17 protein-coding genes are annotated in these 19,514 nt (G+C 61.2%); 3 read left to right on the top strand and 14 right to left on the bottom strand.

All coding sequences use genetic code 11. The features are described 5' to 3' along the window. Nucleotides 1-81 precede the first annotated feature (81 nt). A complete protein-coding gene (locus BUC24_RS03630; protein ID WP_073212757.1) occupies nt 82-1,557 on the top strand; it encodes an aldehyde dehydrogenase family protein in 1,476 nt (491 codons plus the stop codon). 64 nt (nt 1,558-1,621) lie between these two features. Here BUC24_RS03630 and BUC24_RS27545 read toward each other — a convergent pair whose 3' ends face one another. The 14 genes from BUC24_RS27545 to BUC24_RS03560 form a co-directional block, all read right to left on the bottom strand. Continuing rightward, nucleotides 1,622-2,740 carry an OmpA family protein gene (locus BUC24_RS27545; RefSeq protein WP_073212756.1) on the bottom strand — a complete coding sequence of 373 codons (1,119 nt, stop codon included), beginning with the start codon at nt 2,738-2,740 and terminating at the stop codon, nt 1,622-1,624. A gap of 27 nt (nt 2,741-2,767) precedes the next feature. Further along, a complete protein-coding gene (locus tag BUC24_RS03620) occupies nt 2,768-4,045 on the bottom strand; it encodes an ice-binding family protein (RefSeq protein ID WP_073212755.1) in 1,278 nt (425 codons plus the stop codon). A 197-nt stretch (nt 4,046-4,242) separates the two neighbouring features. Beyond that, nucleotides 4,243-5,382, bottom strand: coding sequence for an OmpA family protein (locus BUC24_RS03615; RefSeq protein WP_229448012.1), 1,140 nt, complete (start codon nt 5,380-5,382; stop codon nt 4,243-4,245). Nucleotides 5,383-5,546: 164 nt separating this feature from the next. Next, the gene (locus tag BUC24_RS03610) at nt 5,547-6,488 is read right to left on the bottom strand and encodes a LysR family transcriptional regulator (RefSeq protein WP_073212754.1); all 942 of its coding nucleotides are present in this window, start codon (nt 6,486-6,488) and stop codon (nt 5,547-5,549) included. 56 nt (nt 6,489-6,544) lie between these two features. Beyond that, nucleotides 6,545-7,555, bottom strand: coding sequence for an arabinan endo-1,5-alpha-L-arabinosidase (locus BUC24_RS03605; RefSeq protein WP_073214737.1), 1,011 nt, complete (start codon nt 7,553-7,555; stop codon nt 6,545-6,547). A gap of 31 nt (nt 7,556-7,586) precedes the next feature. Further along, a complete protein-coding gene (locus BUC24_RS03600; RefSeq protein ID WP_073212753.1) occupies nt 7,587-8,354 on the bottom strand; it encodes an SDR family NAD(P)-dependent oxidoreductase in 768 nt (255 codons plus the stop codon). A 49-nt stretch (nt 8,355-8,403) separates the two neighbouring features. Further along, the gene (locus tag BUC24_RS03595; RefSeq protein WP_073212752.1) at nt 8,404-9,273 is read right to left on the bottom strand and encodes an SMP-30/gluconolactonase/LRE family protein; all 870 of its coding nucleotides are present in this window, start codon (nt 9,271-9,273) and stop codon (nt 8,404-8,406) included. Beyond that, nucleotides 9,274-10,335 carry an aldose epimerase family protein gene (locus BUC24_RS03590; protein ID WP_073212751.1) on the bottom strand — a complete coding sequence of 354 codons (1,062 nt, stop codon included), beginning with the start codon at nt 10,333-10,335 and terminating at the stop codon, nt 9,274-9,276. Nucleotides 10,336-10,359: 24 nt separating this feature from the next. Next, nucleotides 10,360-11,304 (bottom strand): glycoside hydrolase family 43 protein, encoded by a 945-nt coding sequence (locus BUC24_RS03585; RefSeq protein ID WP_073212750.1) that lies wholly within the window; start codon nt 11,302-11,304, stop codon nt 10,360-10,362. A gap of 9 nt (nt 11,305-11,313) precedes the next feature. Continuing rightward, nucleotides 11,314-12,666 carry an MFS transporter gene (locus BUC24_RS03580; RefSeq protein WP_073212749.1) on the bottom strand — a complete coding sequence of 451 codons (1,353 nt, stop codon included), beginning with the start codon at nt 12,664-12,666 and terminating at the stop codon, nt 11,314-11,316. Between the two features lie 35 nt (nt 12,667-12,701). Then, a complete protein-coding gene (locus BUC24_RS03575) occupies nt 12,702-15,326 on the bottom strand; it encodes a TonB-dependent receptor (RefSeq protein ID WP_073212748.1) in 2,625 nt (874 codons plus the stop codon). An 88-nt stretch (nt 15,327-15,414) separates the two neighbouring features. Further along, nucleotides 15,415-16,701 carry a glycosyltransferase gene (locus BUC24_RS03570; RefSeq protein ID WP_229448010.1) on the bottom strand — a complete coding sequence of 429 codons (1,287 nt, stop codon included), beginning with the start codon at nt 16,699-16,701 and terminating at the stop codon, nt 15,415-15,417. A 22-nt stretch (nt 16,702-16,723) separates the two neighbouring features. Further along, nucleotides 16,724-17,239, bottom strand: coding sequence for a GNAT family N-acetyltransferase (locus tag BUC24_RS03565; protein WP_073212746.1), 516 nt, complete (start codon nt 17,237-17,239; stop codon nt 16,724-16,726). A 2-nt stretch (nt 17,240-17,241) separates the two neighbouring features. Next, nucleotides 17,242-17,805: a helix-turn-helix domain-containing protein gene (locus tag BUC24_RS03560; protein WP_073212745.1), complete on the bottom strand. Its 564-nt coding sequence runs from the start codon at nt 17,803-17,805 to the stop codon at nt 17,242-17,244. Between the two features lie 328 nt (nt 17,806-18,133). Here BUC24_RS03560 and BUC24_RS03555 point away from each other — a divergent pair, with 328 nt between their 5' ends. Further along, nucleotides 18,134-18,496 (top strand): hypothetical protein, encoded by a 363-nt coding sequence (locus BUC24_RS03555; protein WP_073212744.1) that lies wholly within the window; start codon nt 18,134-18,136, stop codon nt 18,494-18,496. Between the two features lie 37 nt (nt 18,497-18,533). Then, on the top strand, nt 18,534-19,481 hold the full coding sequence (locus BUC24_RS03550; protein ID WP_073212743.1) for an alpha/beta hydrolase: 948 nt from the start codon (nt 18,534-18,536) through the stop codon (nt 19,479-19,481). Nucleotides 19,482-19,514 lie beyond the last annotated feature (33 nt).

Here is a 19,514-nt window from a genome sequence, read left to right as displayed (position 1 = left end):
CGGCAAATTAGAGTTAACCTGTAAATATCCACGCTGACCTCGTGGTAGGCTGAACAACCTTTATCCAAGGAACGCTAACGCATGAGCTCGCAAAACATCCACCCGCTGGTTGCCGTCCCGCCGGTCGCCGAAGCCGCCCCGGAAAAAATGGCTGCCGTGTTCGATTCCCAGTTGGCAACAGCGCTGCGCTGGCGTGAATCCAGCACGCGCGAACGGATCGAGCGCGTGCGCCGCCTGCGTGAAGCCATGCTGGCGCGCCGTCAACAGTTTTACGACGCGTTTGCCCAGGACTACCGCAAAGCCCCGGCCGAAGTGGAAGCGTCCGAGTTCCTGCCCGTCATGGAAGAAATTCGCCACGTGCTGGGCCGCCTGAAGCGCTGGATGAAGCCCGTCAAGGCCTGGCCGACCAACACCATGCTGGGCACCTCGGCCTGGATTCAATACCAGCCGCGTGGCCGCGTGCTGATCATCGCCCCCTGGAATTACCCGCTGAGCCTGTGCTTTGGCCCGCTGGTATCGGCCCTGGCCGCAGGCAACACCGCCATCATCAAACCATCTGAAATGATGCCTGCCGTGTCGGCCCTGATGGCCAGCATCATTGCTGAAGTCTTTCCCGAAAACGAAGTGGCCCTGTTCGAAGGCAGCCTGCCTACCTCCACCGCCTTGCTGGCGATGCCTTTCGATCACATCTTCTTTACCGGCTCGCCTGCCGTGGGCAAGATCGTCATGGCTGCGGCCGCCAAAAACCTCACCAGCGTCACACTCGAACTGGGCGGCAAATCGCCCACCATCGTCGACGACAGCGCCAATCTGACGCTGGCGGCCGAAACCATCATGTGGGGCAAGTTCATCAACAATGGCCAGACCTGCGTTGCCCCGGACCTGGTGTACGTGCACAAGTCAGTCAAGGCGGACTTCATCGCCAAATGCAAGGCCGTGCTGCAGACCCGCTATGGCGCCGGCCCCGCCCAGCAAAAGGACAGCCCGGACCTGACCCGCATCGTCAACCGCCGCCATACCCAGCGCGTGGCCAGCCTGCTGACAGACGCGGTTGCGCGCGGCGCGGTGGTGCAGACCGGCGGCGAGGTCGACGAAGCGAGCTGCTACATCGCCCCTACCCTGCTGGACAATATCGGCCCCGGCAGCGCCATTCTGGAGGAAGAGATTTTCGGGCCGCTGCTGCCCATCATCGAGTATGAGCAGATTGACCGCGTGCTGGAAGAAATCAATGCCGCGCCCAAGCCGCTTGCGCTGTACATCTGGAGCACCAATCAAAAGCAGATCGACAAGGTCTTGCTGCGCACCAGTTCCGGTGGTGCCTGCGTCAACCATTGCGTTGCCCAGTTCGCTCACGGCAACCTGCCCTTTGGCGGCGTGAACAATTCGGGGATGGGCAATGCGCATGGCATTTACGGCTTCCGCGCCTTCTCGCATGAGCGTGGCGTGCTGCGCTCGTCGCCGCTGATGCTGATCAAGATGTTCTTCCCGCCGTACACGGCCAATCGCACCATGCTGATTCGGAAAACGGTCGACATGCTGCGCTTGCCCATGCTGTAAAAGCACCGGACACAAAAAAGCCGCCGGGTTTGCACCCGGCGGCTTTTTTTTCGGCACCGGCGAATTACTTCGCTACTGCGCGCGTACCAACCACTTCCACCGTCACGCGACGGTTTTCAGCGCGGCCGGCATCGGTCTTGTTGTCAGCAACTGGCTGGGACTCGCCCTTGCCTTCGCTGTAGACGCGCAGGGGATCAACGCCTTTCGAGACCAGGTAGGCCTTCACGGCTTCAGCGCGGCGCAACGACAGCTTCTCGTTGTACGCATCCGAACCTTTTGCATCGGTATGGCCGACCGTGACCATCACTTCGATGTTCACGCCCTCCTGCTGTTTCAACAAGGCGTCCAGGGCCGCTTTGCCCTCCGGCTTGACCACCGCTTTGTCAAAGTCGAACAGGGCCGACGACTGGAACGACACCTTTTCCGACGCTGGCGCTGGCACCGACAGCGGCGCCGGGGCTGGCGTTTCCACCACGGGTGCCGGAGCCGGAGCCGGGGTGTACATCACAGGCGCAGTAGCCGGACGCCCCAGCTTGTAGACCAGACCCAGCGACCACATATCGACGTCGCCGCGATTGCCCACGGCATCGTTGACGCGATAGCGCTCCACTTCCGCCCGCATCGCCAGCGCTTCACTGAATTTGTATTCCAGGCCCAGGCCCGCCTTGGCGCCGCTTTTGCGCTCACTGAAGCTGGTCGCAGCACCTGTCAGCAAACGGTTACCCGCGAACTGCGTGTGCGTTTTAGCGTAGTTGACACCGACGCGGCCCAGCAAAGAGAAGCGCTCCGTCAGCCGCAGCTGCCCTACCAGGTCCAGGTTCACGCCCTTGAAGCCGGCGCGTGCGCGCAGGCCGCCGTCGCTCGTGGTCGCATCAAAGCCAAATTCGCCCAGATCGAAGTAGCCGCCTTCGATCGCCAGGTAGCGGTTCAACTGACGCCCCACAAACAGCTTGTACGCCGGTGCGTCGCGCTCATCTTTGGTAAAGGCGGTCACGCTCGATCCGTTGGCGCTCAAACTGCGCGTAATGCGGTCCTGATCGATGGTGGCGCGCGCGCCGCCAATCCCACCGCCCAGATACCACGCGCTGTTGGCCCAGTCTGGATGGACGAACGGTTCAGCTGCCTGGGCCAGCGACGCACTTGCGACCAAGGCTGCAAAGCCTATATGTTTTACGAGTTTCATGATCTGCTTTCGGTATGAGGGGAGTGCTTATTTGCTGATCTGATTATTCTGCAGCGTGACGGCGGCAGCGGACAGGACCCGGCCCGTGAGCATGGTGGTGTTGTCGCCGACGGTGATGGCTGCCGACTGCCCCAGGATCGAGCCTTTGAACGCGCCGTTGGCACCCAGTGTCGTCGGACCAACCGGCACCCAGAACACGTCCGAAGCCGATGCGCCACCGGCCATTGCGACCACCGCATTGGCTGTCGAATTGAGCGTGGACGTGGTGCGGAAGATATACACGCCAGGACCGTTCATGATGAAGGTGCCAGTGATGCTGATGGCGCCAGCGTAGCAATACACGCCCGGTGCGAACACGCGGCCGCCCAGATCAATGCCGGCTGCTGAACTGACGGTACACGTGCGGCTGTTTGCGTCGGTAATTGCCACTTGCAGATCATTGAGTGCATTGGCCAGGATCGCGCCTGATTTGTAGTTCACGAATCCAGGCAGTTGAACCGGATCGACGGTCTGCGAAGGCGAACCGATATCGCCGCCAATGACAGTGGTGCCGCCCGAATTGTTGGTCAGCGCGGTACCGGCCAACACAGCGAAATTGGACGCGGCGCCAAGCGACACCGCACCAGGGGCGGGAACGACCGGCAGTACCGGCAGCGGCAAAATGGCAGCGACGGTCAGCACGGCATTGCCGCTGATCGTGCCCGAAGTGGCGCTGATGATGGTGTCGCCCAGGGTCAGACCCGTGGCCAGCCCATTGGGAGACACCGGCGCTACCGCAGGTGAGGACGACGACCACTGCACCGTGCCGGTGATGACCGCGTTCGTGTTATCGGAATAGATCGCGGTAGCGACATACTGCTGGCTGCCGCCAACCAGGATGGCGGCGGTCGCCGGCGTGACGGCAATCGCGGTCAGCGTGGGCGCAAGCGTCACGGTCAGCGTGGCTGTACCGGCCTTGCCCCCAAAACTGGCGCCGATCTGGGTACTGCCCGGCGCAATGGCACTGGCCAGACCGGTGCCGCCGGTGACAGTCGCAGTCGCTGGCACGGTTGATGTCCAGGCTGCGCTGGCACTCACATTGCGCGCGCTGCCATCCGTATAGGTGGCGGTCGCGGTGAACTGCCGGGTCGCGCCGACCTGCAGCGTGGCGGTCGCGGGCGTGACAGCGATGCTGGCCACTTCGGCGGCGTTCACGCCGAGAATCGGATCGCGCCCGTCGCCCCCTCCGCCACAGGCGCTCAATAGCGCCGACATCAGCAAACCGGCGGCGCACATGACAGTGCGGGAGCTTTTCAAGATATTCATGGTGATTCCTTCGCGTCGTGGACGCATGGTTGTGCAACTAGAACGCCACTATGCGGTGTCACCCCTGCGCTTGTTTGTTCGGAACCGAACATAAAAAATGACTATTGGAAATATATGTGGATTTTGCACACTGTACCGACGTAAAAAAACCGCCGGGTTCGCACCCGGCGGTTTTTTTGTACTGCAGTACCGGCGAATTACTTCGCTGGTGCGCGGGTACCAACCACTTCCACCGTCACGCGACGGTTTTCAGCGCGGCCAGCATCGGTCTTGTTGTCAGCAACTGGCTGGGACTCGCCCTTGCCTTCGGTGTAGACGCGCGAAGCATCAACGCCTTTGGACACCAGGTAAGCCTTGACAGCTTCAGCGCGGCGCAGCGACAGCTTCTGGTTGTACTCGTCGGTACCTTTCGAATCGGTGTGGCCGACGGTGACCATGACTTCGGTGTTCACGCCTTCTTGTTTCTTCAGCAGTTCGTCCAGAGCAGCTTTGCCTTCTGGCTTGACCACGGCTTTGTCAAAGTCGAACAGGGCCGACGACTGGAACGATACTTTTTCCGACGATGGCACTGGTGCTGGTGCTGGCGCCGGTGCTGGTGCTGGCGTCTCTACGACTGGCGCAGGTGCTGGTGGCGGGGTGTAGACCACTGGTGCAGTTGCTGGACGACCCAGTTTGTAGACCAGACCCAGCGACCACATATCGACGTCAGCCTTGGTGCGGAACACGTCATCCTGACGATAGCGTTCCCACTCGCCGCGCATGGCCAGTGCTTCGTTGAATTTGTATTCCAGACCCAGGCCGACTTTAGGACCCCATGCCTTGTCTTTCGTGTTCACGCCGTAAGCAGCGTACTGGCTGCCGGTGATCTTGCTGCGCGATTCGGTGTAGTGCGCGCCAACGCGGCCGAACACGGACCAACGCTCGTTCAGTGGCAGAATGCCCAGCAGGTCCAGATGTGCGCCGATGTAGCGAACGCGGCCGCCCGATTCGGTGCCCTGGGTCGAGGTGGTGTTGAAATCGAAACCGCCCAGATCAACGACGCCGGCTTCCAGTGCCCAGTTGCGGCTCAGTTGCTTACCAACGAACAGCTTGTAGCCAGGATCTTTTTCATCGCTGCGATACGAGTTCGGGGTGTAAGTCGGGGTGGTGATGCTGTTGATGATTTCCGAATCTTCAAAGTGGCCGCGGGTCGTGCCCCAACCGCCACCAACGTACCAGGCGTGGTTCGCCCATTCTGGATTGGCGAAATCAGCCTGTTGCGCGCTCGCGCCCTGGCTCATCAGCATTGCTGCTGCCGCGATCGCGGTCATCGTTGCAAATTTCTTGGTCAAATTCATATTTTTCTCTCGCTTGGTGGTTATGGGTGGCTCGCTACATCTAGTTTGTAGCTGAGTAGATATTATTCCTTCTTATCAACTCCTATTCGGTTCGTTACCGAACATAACAACTTGATCACGAGCCAAATTCGCAAAAATACAACAACACTTTATTTTTATTCCACTTAGTACAGTTCGCGGGCGCTGGTCCGGACTGCTTCGAGCAGCAGTTCTGCCCCTGGCGAGAGCAGATGGTCCCGCCGTCGAATGATCCCGAACGCGTCCATTTTGCACGGCAATTCTATAGGTAAAATGCCAACGACGTGTAGAGAGGCATAATATTGCGCTACCTCGACCGGTATCAAGTGCATGGAATCGGTCTGTTGCAGCAATGCAATAATCAGCAGCAAGGCGGTGGTATCGACCACGTTGACGGGCACGTCCAGCCCGGCTCGGTGGAACATCATGTCGAATCGGTGCCGCAAAATGCTGCCGTGCGGTGGCAGGATCCACGGCTGGGCATGCAGATCCTTGAGCGTCAGATCGTCGCGTTCGAGCATTGGATGGCCGATGCGCACCACGGCGCAGGCCGGCTCTTCGGCCAGTTCTTCGTACAGCAGGCCGGCCGAATTCTCTTTCTCCAGGACGCGGCCGATCATGAAGTCCAGCGTGCCGCGCTGCAGCTGGTCGACCAGCACATTGCTGGCCTCCATGTGCGCACCAATGCGCAGCAGGGGCGCCTGTTCCTTGACGCGCGCTATCGCGCGCGGCAGCAGCGCCATCGCTGGCGCCATGATGCAGCCCACTTCCACCTGCCCGGCCATACCGGCCTTCAAGGCGACAATGTCGTCATGCGCCAGCGCCAGGCTGGTCAGTGCCATGCGCGCGTGACGGATCATGGTTTCACCAAACATGGTGGGCTCCATGCCGCGCGGCAGGCGCTCGAACAGGCGCACGTCGAGCATCTCTTCAAGATCCTTGATCTGCTTGGATGCGGCCGGCTGGGTCATGTGCAGCTCTTCGGCCGCGCGGTGAATGTTGCGATGGTCGTCCAGCGCGATCAGCAACAGCAGTTGCCGTGTTTTCAGGCGCGCTTTCAGGAACCAGTTGGGGTTCAGTGTGTCCATCACTAAATGATACTCCTATCAATATCAGAGTTAAACTCAAAATATCGATACGAATATCACTTGCGCAGTTGGCTCTGGTACCGGTCCAGTGCTCCGGGATCGACGACGGGCCAGCCGTCCGAGTCCCAGTGCATCTCGAGTATCTTCAGCTTTTGCAGATAGTTGTCTGCCGTTTCATAGGCGTGCAACACCATCAGGTCGTGCCCATCGATGGTGTAGGCGCTGTTGTGGCCCACGCCGCGCCACGCTGCATTGCCGGCAATGACCAGCGAGCCCCCGCCCTGATTCATGTCCTTGCCAGCACGGTCCAGATACGGGCCCGTCACGTGTTGCGCGCGGCCCACCACGACGTGGTAGGTGCTGTCCTGCTTGCGGCAGCACAGCCCCCACGACACGAACAGATAATAGTAGCCGTCCTTTTTCAGGATGTGCGGTCCCTCGATCTCCGCCGGCCCGGCCTGGGTCTCGGGCGTACCGGCCGCACGCGCGCGCTGCGCCAGCGCGTGCCAGACTTGCGGCTCGGCCAGGCGTGTGTGGCTGCGATCGAGCTTGACCAGCTTGATCCCGCTCCAGAACGAGCCAAACGCCATCCATGGCGTGCCATCTTCATCGTCGATGATATTCGGGTCGATCGCATTCCAGTTATCGCGCCCTGGCACCGACTGCAGCACCATGCCCTGATCCTGCCACAGGTAGTGCGGTGCGCGCGGGTTCAGCGTGGCATTGGTGGTGACGCCGATGCCGGACGTGTTTTTGCCAAAGCCGGAGACAGAATAAAAGAGGAAGTAGCGCCCGTCATGGGCATGGATGTCCGGCGCCCAGACATGGCCGTCAAAGCTTGGCGCCGCTTTCTTCGCCCACCCTGGTTCGCCGCTGAACACGCGTCCTTCGGCTCTCCAGTTGCGCATGTCGGGTGAACTGTAGAACGTGATTCCGGGTCCCGTGCTGAACAGGTAGTAGTCACTGCCCTCCTTTGCCATGACCGGGTCGTGAACACTGACGGGCATGGCGGGCATGGCGGCCGCGCTGGCAGCGAGCATGCCAAGCGCAGCGATAGCGCGTGTCATCAGATGCATCATGTCTCGTGGCGACGCGTATTCAAATCCAGCCGCCATCGACCACAAAGTCCTGTCCGGTGCACATGGCGCTGTCGTCCGCGGCAAGGAACAGCACCATGGCCGATACATCGTGCGGCATCAGCGCGCCCGGCAGGCATTGGGCGCGCTTGATCCCGGCTCTGGCGGCGTCATCGATCCACAGGTCCACCTGGCGCTGTGTCATCACCCAGCCAGGCGTGACGGTGTTGACCCGAATACCATGCGCCCCAAAGTCGCGCGCCAGGCCCCGCGTCAGGCCAGCCACGGCGGCCTTGGTGGCACAGTAGACCGGATAGCCCCGATTCATGGCATGCCACGACATCGAACCGAGATTGATGATGGAACCTGCGCCGCGGCGTTTCATCCCGGGCAGCACAGCCTGACAGGTGAAAAACATCGGACGCTGATTGATGGCCACGCACTGGTCGTAAAACGCGGGCGTCACGTCTTCGGCCAGATGGCGCTCGTCGCTGGCGGCGTTGTTGACCAGGATATCGAAGTCACCAAGCGTCTCGGCCAACTGCGCCATCGTCTCCTGCAAGGCGGCGATATCGCTGATATCGCAATGGCGAAACGCGGGGCGCGGGCAGCCGGCCTTGGCGACGCGTTCGCACAGGGCCGTGCTGGCGTCGTCCAGGATGTCGACGAAGGCCACCTGAGCGCCCTGGGCGGCAAAGGCGGCAACCAGGTCTTCTCCAATGCCGCTGCCGCCACCGGTGATGAAAACACGCTTGCCTTGCAGGCTGGGATAGCTGGCTGGTTTTTTCATGTTGTACCTGTTTATTGCCGTTATCTGGTCAGGGCCCCATCAAGCGATATCAGATTTGATATTTGAAGCGCGTTTCAGGCAAGCCGCGAATTCCGTCCAGCGCGCCGCGGAATAATCCGCCATCATGCACCGCCGGCTCCGCCATACCCACGCGCGCGCTGGTGACCAGCAGCTGGTCCAGCGCGCTGCCGCCAATGCTCACGCAGCTTGGCTGCAAGGCGGGCGTCTCGACCACCCGCTCCACGCTGCCATCGGGTGCATAGCGCACCACTTGCGAGGCACCCCACTGCGCATTCCACAGGTAGCCGTCGGCGTCGATGCAGGAGCCGTCCGGCTCGCCGCTCGCGCCTGGCACCTGGGCAAAGATGCGGTCGCCACTGATGGCGCCAGTGGCGACGTCATAGTCGCAGCAGCGGATCGCCCGGTCCGGTGAATTGCAGTAATACATGGTGGCGCCATCCGGGCTGAAGCAGATGCTGTTGGCAATGGCGCAGCCCGGCAAGGGCAGGCGCTCCAGCTGCAGCGCCCCATTCAGGCGCCAGTAGCAGCCCACCCGCTCGCGCGGCTCCTGGTGATGGAAGGTACCAAATACAAAACGGCCCTGGCGGTCGCAGCGGCCGTCATTCAAGCGCGTTGGCAGGCCCTCCTCGACCTTGCAGATGGGGGTAATGGCCTGGGTCGAAAAATCAAAGAACGCCAGTTGCGAGGCGAGCCCCAGCAGCAAACGGTCGTCGTCGTCCGTGAGCGCGAACGAGGCCAGCGGCTCGGGCATGGCCCAGTGCTGGGTCTTCCCCGTGGCCAGGGTATGGACGGCCAGAGTGGCGCCCAGAATATCGGTCCATAGCACACGGCCGCTACGTTCGCACCACAGCACGCACTCCCCCAGCTGGTTTTCAGCCTCGACCATCATTGCAAGCATTCATGACTCCACGGAAAATTTAAATCGGGACACGGTGGCGTAAACCTCGCCTGGACGCAAGATTGTATTCGGAAATGACGGATTGTTCGGCGAGTCGGGAAAATGCTGGGGTTCGAGGCAAAATCCGCTGCGGTGTTCATAAGTCTGCCCCTTGCCTTTCAGGCTGCCGTCGAGGAAGTTACCACTGTAAAACTGCACGCCAGGTTCCTCGGTGAACAGCTCCAGCACGCGCCCGGACACGGGCTCGCGCACGCGCGCTGCCAGCACGCTGCTTTGCCCTGCGCGGCGGCGCAGCACAAAATTGTGGTCATAGCCACTGCCGTGGCGCAGTTGCTGGTCGTCTTGCCCGATGCGCGCGCCGATGGTGTGCGGCGTGCGGAAATCGAAAGGCGTGCCAGCCACCGGTTCAATGTCGCCATAAGGAATCAAGGCCGAATCGACAGGGGTATAGGCATCGGCATTGATCTGCAGTTCATGCCCGAGAATGCTGCCGCCGCCGGCCAGGTTGAAGTAGGAATGCTGGGTCAGGTTGACGGGCGTGGCCTGGTCGCTTACAGCGTCAAAAGCAAGCACGAGCTCATTGTCATTATTGAGTTCGTACACCACCGTCACATCGAGCGTGCCCGGATAGCCTTGCGCGCCGTGCACACTGCGGTGCATCAGCGTCAAGCCGACGGCATTGGTTTCCTGGAACGGCAGTGCACGCCACAATACTTTGTGGAAGCCGTTCTCGCCGCCATGCAGGTGATTGTCGCCATGATTGACAGGCAACTGCCAGCTCTGTCCATCAATTTGAAAGCGCCCGTTGCGCAGACGGTTGCCATAGCGCCCGATCAGCGCGCCAAAATAGGGCGAGTTGCCGGCATACGGCGCCACATCGTCAAAGCCGAGCACAATGTCGGCCATGTTGCCGTGCCGGTCGGGTGTGTGGATCCGGGTGATGACGCCGCCAAAATCGCTGATGTTGACGATCAGGCCGTGGCGATTGGTCAGGGTGTACAGGGCTGCGGTGCGGCCGTCCGGCAATGGGCCGAATGGCGCTTTGGTGATGCTCGATTCCAATTTAAACCTCGTGAAAAACGCCGCTCAGGCGACTGACGGCCTCCCGAACACGGGCATGCCGGCAGCGTCCCAGCGCAAGGGCTTGACCCAGGTGTGGCGGTCCGGATTCCAGAGTGGATCGCCAACAATCTCGGTGTAGGTGCGCGCGTGGTACACCAGCATGACCGTGTCGCCATCTTCGGCCACGGTAAAGCTGTTGTGGCCCGGACCGTAGACGCCATGTTCGTGGCAGCTCTGCAGCACGGGCGCGCCCAGCTTGGTCCAGGCGGCAGGGTCCAGCAGATTGGCATCGTCCGCTGCCCACAGCAAGCCCATGGCATAGTTTTCGTCGGTCGCGCTGGCGGAATAAGTAATAAATAATTTGCCGTTGCGTTGGATAACGGACGGCCCCTCATTGACCCAAAAGCCGCGCGTTTCCCAGTCGAACTCCGGCTTGCTGAGCAGGACAGGCTTGGCAGCCAGCGTCCATGGGTTGGACATGGGCGCGATATATAAATTCGAGTTGCCTTCAATCGCCTCATCCTTTTGCGCCCACAGGTAATACAGCTGTCCGTCATGGCTGAAGGTGGTAGCGTCCAGACAGAAGGTATCGATCCCCGTATCAACCTGGCCCATGAATTCCCAGCCGCCTTCCAGTGGATTGGCGCTGGTATTGCGAATGACGTACATGCGATGCTGGAACAACTTGTTTTTGATCTCGCGGCTGGGCGCAGCGGCAAAATACACATACCACGCACCCTGGTTGTAATGGAGTTCGGGCGCCCACAACAGTTCACTCCAGGGCCCGCTCTCCGGCGTATGCCATACATCGACCTTTTCCGCGCCGGCAAGTTCCGCGATTGTGCGTGCACGGCGCAATTCAATCCGGTCGTATTCCGGTACCGAGGCCGTGAAATAGTAAAAGCCATCGCTGTGGCGCAGGATACAGGGATCGGCGCGCTGTTCAATGAGGGGTGTCAGAAGCTGCATGGGAGTCGTTCAGGCGGTGGCGTAGCCACGGGTTTGCATGTCGGCTTTGACCGCGCCGTAGTAAGCGTCGCTGATGCGGTACTTGAACATCAACATCCCCATCAGGAAATGGAAAAAGCCCGGGATCACGGTCAGCATCAGGGCAATGCCGGTCAGTGCCAGCGGCGCCTGCTGCGCGTTCGGCTGGTAATGGAAATACGTCAGCAACACGCCCACCAGCGCACCCGCCACCGCCATGCCCGCCTTTTGGCAGACCGAAATACCGCCGAAGGCAAAGCCCGACACCCGCTTGCCCGTTTTAACGTGGCCGTAGTCAATCGTTTCGGCAATGGCCGACCAGAACACCGGCGCATGCAGGTCGACCACGAAGGACAAGGCAAAGTACAGCACGAAGGCCAGCGCCACGTCGCCCGGCTTGACCGCGTAATACAGCAGCACGCTGAGCAAGGCCACGCCAATTTGCGAATGACGGAACATCTTGACCTTGCAATAGTACTTGGTGATCCAGGTCGACGCCACCATCGACAGAATGGCCGCGACCACGCCGGTTGTCAGAAAGGCGGACACCAGTGCAGTATCACCACCCAGATAGTATTTGGCATAATAAATTGCCACCGAGCCGCGCACGACATAGCCCACCGTGCCCGTGACGCACACGCCGCACAGAATCAGCCACTGGTCGTTTTGCATCAGCACCTGGCACTGCTCGGCCAGGGATTGCTTTTCCACCTTGTGCAGCACGCGCTCTTGCGTGCTGAACACGCACAGCAGGAACAGCAGCACGCCCATGGCCGCCATGACGGCCATGGCGACCTGGTAGCCGGCAGCAGCATTGCCGTCGCCCCACCTTTCCGCCAGGATAGGCACGATGATGGTCACCATGAAGGCACCGATCTTGGCAAAGAACAGGCGGTAGCCATTGGCCGACAGACGCTCCTGCGGATCGCTGGTTAGGCCGCTGATGAGGGAAATGTAGGGAATGCCGACCCCGGCCGTCATGATGGTCACGATGATGTACGTCGCATACGCCCACACCAGCTTGGCGCTGTAGGCCCAGTCCGGTGTCGTGAACACAAAGAACACGCTCAGCCCGTAGGGGATGGCCAGCGCCAGCAGCCACGGCCGGTAGCGGCCCATGCGCCAGGTGAAGCGATCAGTCAATTGCCCCATCATCAGATCGGCCAGCGCGCCAATGATTTTCACGGCCACAAACAAGAGCGCCAGATCCTCCGTACGCAAGCCGTAGATGTCGGTATAGAAGAAGGTAATGATCAGCATCATCGACGAGATCACCACATTGAGCGCCATGTCGCCCGCCCCGAAGCCAACTTTTTCGCGAATCGATAGCTGTTGCGTTTTCATTGTTTGTGTTGTTCTCTCTGTGCGGGCAAGCGCATTTAGATTTTCCAGCGCAGTGACAGCCCGATCACGCGGTCATAGCGGCGGATGTCCCGTGGATTGCTGGCGATCCCATGGTAGTCGTGATACTTCCGGTCAAGCAAGTTCTCAAGGTCCAGGGTGGCACGCATGCTGTCGTTGAGCTTGTACGAAACCGAACCGTCCAGGGTCTTGATGGGAGCGACAATCAGGTCGACACCGAGCCCGCGGTAATTGAAGGTGTCCACAAACCTGTCACGCCAGCTATAGGCCAGGCGGCCAGACCACGGACCGCGTTCATACAGGCCAGTGAGGTTGTACGACAGTCTGGACATGCCCACAAAGGGTTGCGGTGTGCCGTTGGCCTCGGTCAGGTCGCCTTGCATCCAGGTCAGGTTGGCCTGCAAGCCCAGACCGCCTAGCAGGCCTGGCAACTTGTCGTAGAACTGCTGGTAAGCGAGCTCGACACCCTCCAGCGTGCCCTCCGCCACATTGCGCGGCCGGACCACCTGGTACGTGATGGCGTTGTAGACCTCTGCCTGCTGGCGCGTGACAATGTAGTTCTTGAAATGATGATGGTAGACCGTGGCCGTCAGAGCGCCGGTGGGCGCGAAGTACCACTCCAGAGCGGCGTCGAGGTTGTTGCCTTCGATCGGCTTCAGGTCCGGATTGCCGCCATTGCCAACGGCTTGCACCGTCGCGCTGGGCACGTTGTACGAGACCCCCGGATTGAATTGCTCGAAGTTCGGCCGTTGAATCGACTTGCCGACATTCAGGCGTAATTGCACATCGCGCAGAATCTTGGTGCGCAGTGTCGCGTTCGGCAAGATTTCGTTGCTGCTGCGTCTGTTGGTGACGGCAAACGGCACGTCATTGGCGCTGCTAAAGCCACGCAACGCCGCGCTGGTGCGCACCATGCGCACACCAACGCTGCCATCGACCGGAATGGCGCCCAGCTCGAATCCATATTTGGCCTTGGCATACAACGCGTGGGTTTTTTCCTGATTGTCAAACAGCGACAAGGGGTCGTCGCTGCTTGGCCCCGCGCGGCCAAACAGCGCGCGCACGGCGTTCAGCTTGTCATGCAGGTAGCCGGCACAGGGCGTGAGCCAGGACGGCAAGCCATAGTCCCCTGCCATTGGCATCGATGTGCAGGCCAGCGCTGGCTGCGATGTCAGCGCGATATTGCCCGGCGCGGGAATGAAGCCGTCTTTCTCGTGCACATACGCGGCATTGCGCGTGGCGATGCGGGTACCAACGCTGAGCTCCCTGACCACGCCGGCGGCCTGCGGACTCCAGATGGCATCAAGGCGCCAGTCGGTCGAGGCGCCTCGGGCCTGATTGTGGTTATCGAACAGGGTAGCGATCCGGTAGTTGGCCGGATTGGTCATGTCGTAAGCCGGGTAAGTGAATTGCGCGCCCCCATTCACATAGGTGTTGCCGGTTATCGAAGGCGGCGCCGCGATGAAGTCCATGATTGGATACTCCTGCGTCACACTGCTGACCGTGCGCGCCAGTTCGGCCGTGATGCGCCACTCCGGCGTCACATCCCAGCGCGCACCAATGGCGCCCTGGCTGCCTTTGGACACGTCATACGGCGCCTGGGTCGACGCCAGCGTGAACGGGTTGGCATTCACGGCGGTGATCGTGGCCGCCTGGGTGGTGCCTGGCATGAGGGTCACGGCAGGATTGCTGCGCCACCCGAGGTCCGCCACAAAAAACTGGCGCTGCGCATCGTGCCGGATATCGGTGGTCATGCCTTCGGCAAAAAATTCCAGCGTCGTGCTGGGCCGCCACTGGAATGCCAGGTTGCCCGCAAGGCGCTTGCGCTCACCGTGATACAGCACATGGCCCAGTGCGTCGGGCCCAGTGAAGGCGCCGTTGTTGCGGCTGACCGGGGGCGAGTTCCAGGTGACTTCATCGTGGTAATTGCCCTTCTGGTAGGACAAGCCCGCCAGCGCGCCGAATTCGCCGGCATCGCTGTTCCAGCGGTTCGAGACCATGCCGCTGACATTCGGATCGTTCGACCTGGACTTGTCGCGATGTTCCATTCGCGCTGTCAGATTCGACGTCAAACCCCTGGCATCGAACGGGCGGCTGGTACGCACATCGATCACGCCAGCCGTCCCGCCTTCAACCATGTCCGCGCCCTGGGTCTTGTAGACGTCGACCCGGTACAGCATGGCGGCCGGAATATCAGCCAGGTACAGATTGCGGCCCGACGCGGTGAACATGTCGCGGCCGTTGAGCAGTGTGACCAGACCGGGCAAGCCGCGAATGACGACGGTATTGGCTTCGCCATTTTCACGCCGGATCTGCACGCCCGTCATACGGCCCAGCATTTCAGCCACGTTCTTGTCCGGGAACTTGCCCGCTTCTTCGGCCACGATGGCATCGATGACGTCATCCGAATCGCGTTTGACTGCTTGCGCGCTTTGCGCCGCCTTGCGCACGCCGGTCACCATCACCACGCCCGCCTGTTGCGCAGGGACCGCATCGGCCGTCGCCGCTGTTTGCACAGCTTCCTGCGCCCACACGGAAGCGCTGCTGACAAGGCCGGCCGCAGCGAGCACGGCAACAGTCATGCGCAAGGCAAAGGGGCGCGCGGAATCGGTCGTCACCCGACCGGATACGGTGGTGTTCATGCGTCTCCTGGCGATTCTAGTTATGTGGCGCTGGCGGCATGTTCATGCTCTGCGAACCATCTTGGGGAAGGTCTCAACATCAGTCCAATCAATTTTTTCCCATTTTTTTTGCCATGTCGGAGATCGCATCCAGCAGGGAATCGAGAGACGGCACCGGGGTCAGACGCGCTGCAACAGCGCGCGTGTTGTCGCGAATGGACGAGGAAGAAACGAGGCGTTGCAGGACGCTCGCCAGGCGCGCAGGCGAGAGCTGCCGGTGTGGCAAACCAAGGCCGGCACCCAGCGCTTCCACCCGGGCCGCATTGTCGAACTGATCGAACGCCAGCGCCACGATCAGCTGTGGCACCCCGGCCCGCAGCGCCTCGGCCGTGGTGCCGATCCCGCCATGGTGAACCAGCGCCGCCGCGTGCGGCAGCAAGGCCTTGAACGGCAGATAGGCTTGCCACAGCACGGTAGGCGGCAAGCCGGCCGGCACTTGCTCGGGCAGGCCAGTGAGAAAAATCGCGCGCTTGCCCAGCCGCGTCACGGCATCCAGGGCGCACGCGAAATAGGCGCTGGCCTGGTGGTTGCCGGTGCCATGGGTGAACACGATCGGCGCCTCGCCTGCCGCCAGAAACTGCGACAGCTCAGCCGAAAACGCGGCATCGGGATCCGGGTCGTACAGGGCAAACTCGCCACATACCAGCGGCGTTGGCCAGTCCGGCTGGCGCGCACCGAACCATTCCGGGAACAGGGTGACGGACAAGTCCGGCGCGTGCGCCATCAGATCGAACAAGCCGTTCACTGGCGCCAGGCCCAGCGCGGCGCGGTCGGCGTTTATGTCCGGCAGCACCACCGGATCAATCAAGCGCTTGCCGACCTGGCGCCACAGCCAGCGCCGCACGGCGTGCGGAATCCAGCGCGGCACTTTCCACGGGCCCATGACCAGCGGATCATAGACGGTGGCGATGTTCGATGGGGCAAGATAGGCCACCGCCACCTGCAGATCGGGCCGTACGGCGCGGCAGGCATCGGCCTCGGGCAGCGCCAGCGGATGGGCCACGATCACGCACGGCACATCAGGCAGGTTCCGTATCAGCGGCAGCAAGGCCTTCATGCCAGGGCGCACTGCCCGCCAGACGATGGCAAAGCCGCGCTTTGGATGCCACAGGTCGGGGTGCCTGAGCACCGCCGGATCGACCGGGGTGCCGTGGAAAGCGAGCGCCGTGCGCGCGACCATGGGCGCGTGCAAATCCGGCGCCACAAAGGTGACGGGAAAACCGCGCTGCCTGAGTCCCTCGGCAAGCTTCAGGAAAGGGAACAAGTCCCCGGCAGAACCGGTGGTAACGACGACGTAATGGGGTTTCAGAGGAGCGACCGGATAAAATGTATGCACATAACATTTTATCATCAAAAAATCAGCTCAGCCGCTTCCAGTAGATCAGGGTTCCCGTCAGGCCGCCATGGGGCTTGAGGGCATAGTCGGGAATGAGGCCAGTCAAGGTAAAGCCCAGCCGTTCGTACAGCGCGGCCGCGCCGCCCTCGCTGGCCGTATCGAGCACCAGCAGCGATTTGCCGCGCGCACGGGCCAGGCGCTCTGCCTCCTGCATCAGCGCGCTTGCCAGGCCACGTCCGCGATGACTCAGGCGCGTCATCATTTTCGCGATCTCGGCCCGGTGGGGCTGATTGGGCGGGCACTCCAGCAGCAGCGTCACGGTGGCAGCCAGAACACCTTCTTCCCAGGCACCCAGCAGCACCCGTTCACCGCGCCCGGCAGCAAGCAGCGACGCGCTCCAGAAGGCCGCCGCTGCGGCTGGCGCCAGCGGGTGCATGAAACTGACCGAGCCACCGTGCGCCACGACTTCGACCAGCAGGTCGGCCAGTTGGCCGATGGTATCCGGGGTACTTTCCAGCACGCGAATCTGGATTGCCATGTTCAGCTCCGGGCAAGGACGACGACGTAATGCACCACATCGTCCGTGTCGTTCATGAAGGTCACATCGGAAGGTGGCCCGAACGGCAGGCAATCGCCTTCCTCCAAGTCGTGCCGCACGCCGTCTTCGATGATCGTCAGGCGGCCCGCATGCACCCATACCGCCTGCCGGATGTGGGCGTAGGACGAGGCGGGCAATACCACCTGCTGGCGCGCCGGCATGGATACCTGCACCACTTCAAGCGGGTGATCGGGCCGGCTTAGTACCTGGCGCCGTGCATAGCCTGTCGCCGGATCGCGCCAGACCGCCTGCTCGGCCGCGCGCGACACCCTGCCCTTTTCTTCGGCCCGCAACAGCAGTCCAGCCAAGGTGAGGTCGAAGGCCGCGGCAATGCGCACCAGGATCACTGCGGTGGGACTGACTTCCTCGCGCTCTATTTTGCTGATGGTGGCCTTGGCCACGCCGGCGCGCTCGGCCAGCTCGGCCAACGCCCAGCCACGGGCATCACGCTCGAGGCGAATGCGGGCGGCCAATTGTCGGCCGGCATTGTCTATTATTTGATCCATTTGTCCATAATAATAGACATAGCATTGCCGTGCAAGTAATTGCGACATGCACCTGCGTCAGAACAAGCGTTCGCTGAACTTCTAAAAGGACTACATCGCTCTCGCGAAGGCGGGAGCCCATGGCATCGGTGATCTGCTACTGCCCCCCCCCGCCTTCGCGAAGTCGATGTCATCTTGCACGGCGGTCCGCAAGGCGCCGACCATCGGCGCAGGACTGGTCTTCATCATTGGCATGCTATGCACTTCGCATCAGATGTAAAAATTACATCACTGACCCATATAAATACTCTACACTGGCATGCTCTTCTCTCACCGCATGCGTCAAACAATGACCGATTACGAACAAGTTGGGAAATTCATTTTCGGCGTGCATCGTCTTGATTTTGAGCTACAACTTCTCTGTCATTTCTTTGCCGGTAACGCAGCCATCGCTAGCGAAACCGAGCAGGATCCAGCACTGAAATTAGTTCAGCGCACGGCGCTGGCAGACGCGTATTTTGCTGCCAACCACACGGACCCTGTACTCGTCGACAAATTCAAACGCATTGCAAGCTCCGTGCACACGCTCGAGGTGCAGTGCCACGCGCCAGACAAGAACGGCTATGCCGCTCTGGATCAAGCCCTTGCAGACCTGCGTGACACCCAGCAGGCGCTGGCAGAGCTCACACAGGCATTCAAGCCCGGCATCTGACCCGCCGCGCCGTCCCAACTTTATCGAAAGGCATTCTTTGAACTATTTGATTGGTCTGCTCGCTGCACTGACCCTGACAAACGCCAGCGCTGCCGCATGGCAGCCAGCGGGCGGGCACACGCAAGTGCCAATCTGGCCGGGCGCAATTCCCAATGCAAAACCTGCGACCGGTCCGGAAGACGAGATGACCATCCAGGAAAGCCGCCCCGTCGCCGGGCGCCCATGGATCGAGGTCAACAACGTCACACGTCCAACGATGACAGTCTACCCGCCCAAAGGCAGCAATACGGGCGCGGCCGTGATCGTCTTTCCGGGCGGGGGCTACTGGGGCTTGGCGATCGATCTGGAAGGCACCGAAGTGTGCGACTGGCTCACATCGACTGGCGTGACATGCGTGCTGCTGAAATACCGCGTGCCGGGATCGGGACCGCACTGGGACCAGAATATCAACAAGCGGGTAATTCCAAAAACGCACACAGCGCTGCAGGATGCGCAACGCACCCTGGGCTTGCTGCGCCACCACGCGGCGCAATACAAAATCGACCCGCACAAGATTGGCGTGCTCGGCTTTTCGGCAGGTGGCCATCTGGTGGCGGCCATCAGCACACATCAAAAGCGCATCTATGCCGAAGTCGACAAGGCGGACCAAGAAAGCTGCCGACCGGACTTTGCCGTGGCGCTCTACCCTGGCCATATGTCGGTCAACTACAAAGAAGACCTGTCACGCCTGAATCCAACGCTCAAGGTCACCAGCAAAACCTCGCCCACGCTGCTGATTCACGCGCAGAACGATCCGGTCGACCCGGTGGAGTTTTCGCTGCTGTACTACGCGGCCCTGCGCAAGGCCAACGTGCCAGTGGAGATGCATTTGTTTGCCGAGGGAGGCCACGCATTCGGCTTGCGTCCGACTGCGAATCCGATCACCAGATGGCCGAAGCTGGTCGAGACCTGGCTCGGAACACTCGGCATGATTCCAGAGAAATAGCATTGTTCTCCTGGCCGCGCTGAGGCGCAACAA

It is taken from the genome of Massilia sp. CF038 (assembly GCF_900129765.1).
Taxonomy (GTDB): Bacteria; Pseudomonadota; Gammaproteobacteria; order Burkholderiales; family Burkholderiaceae_D; genus Telluria_A.
Note: the sequence above shows the minus strand (reverse complement) of the source record. Positions and strands in the feature narration are given on the sequence as shown.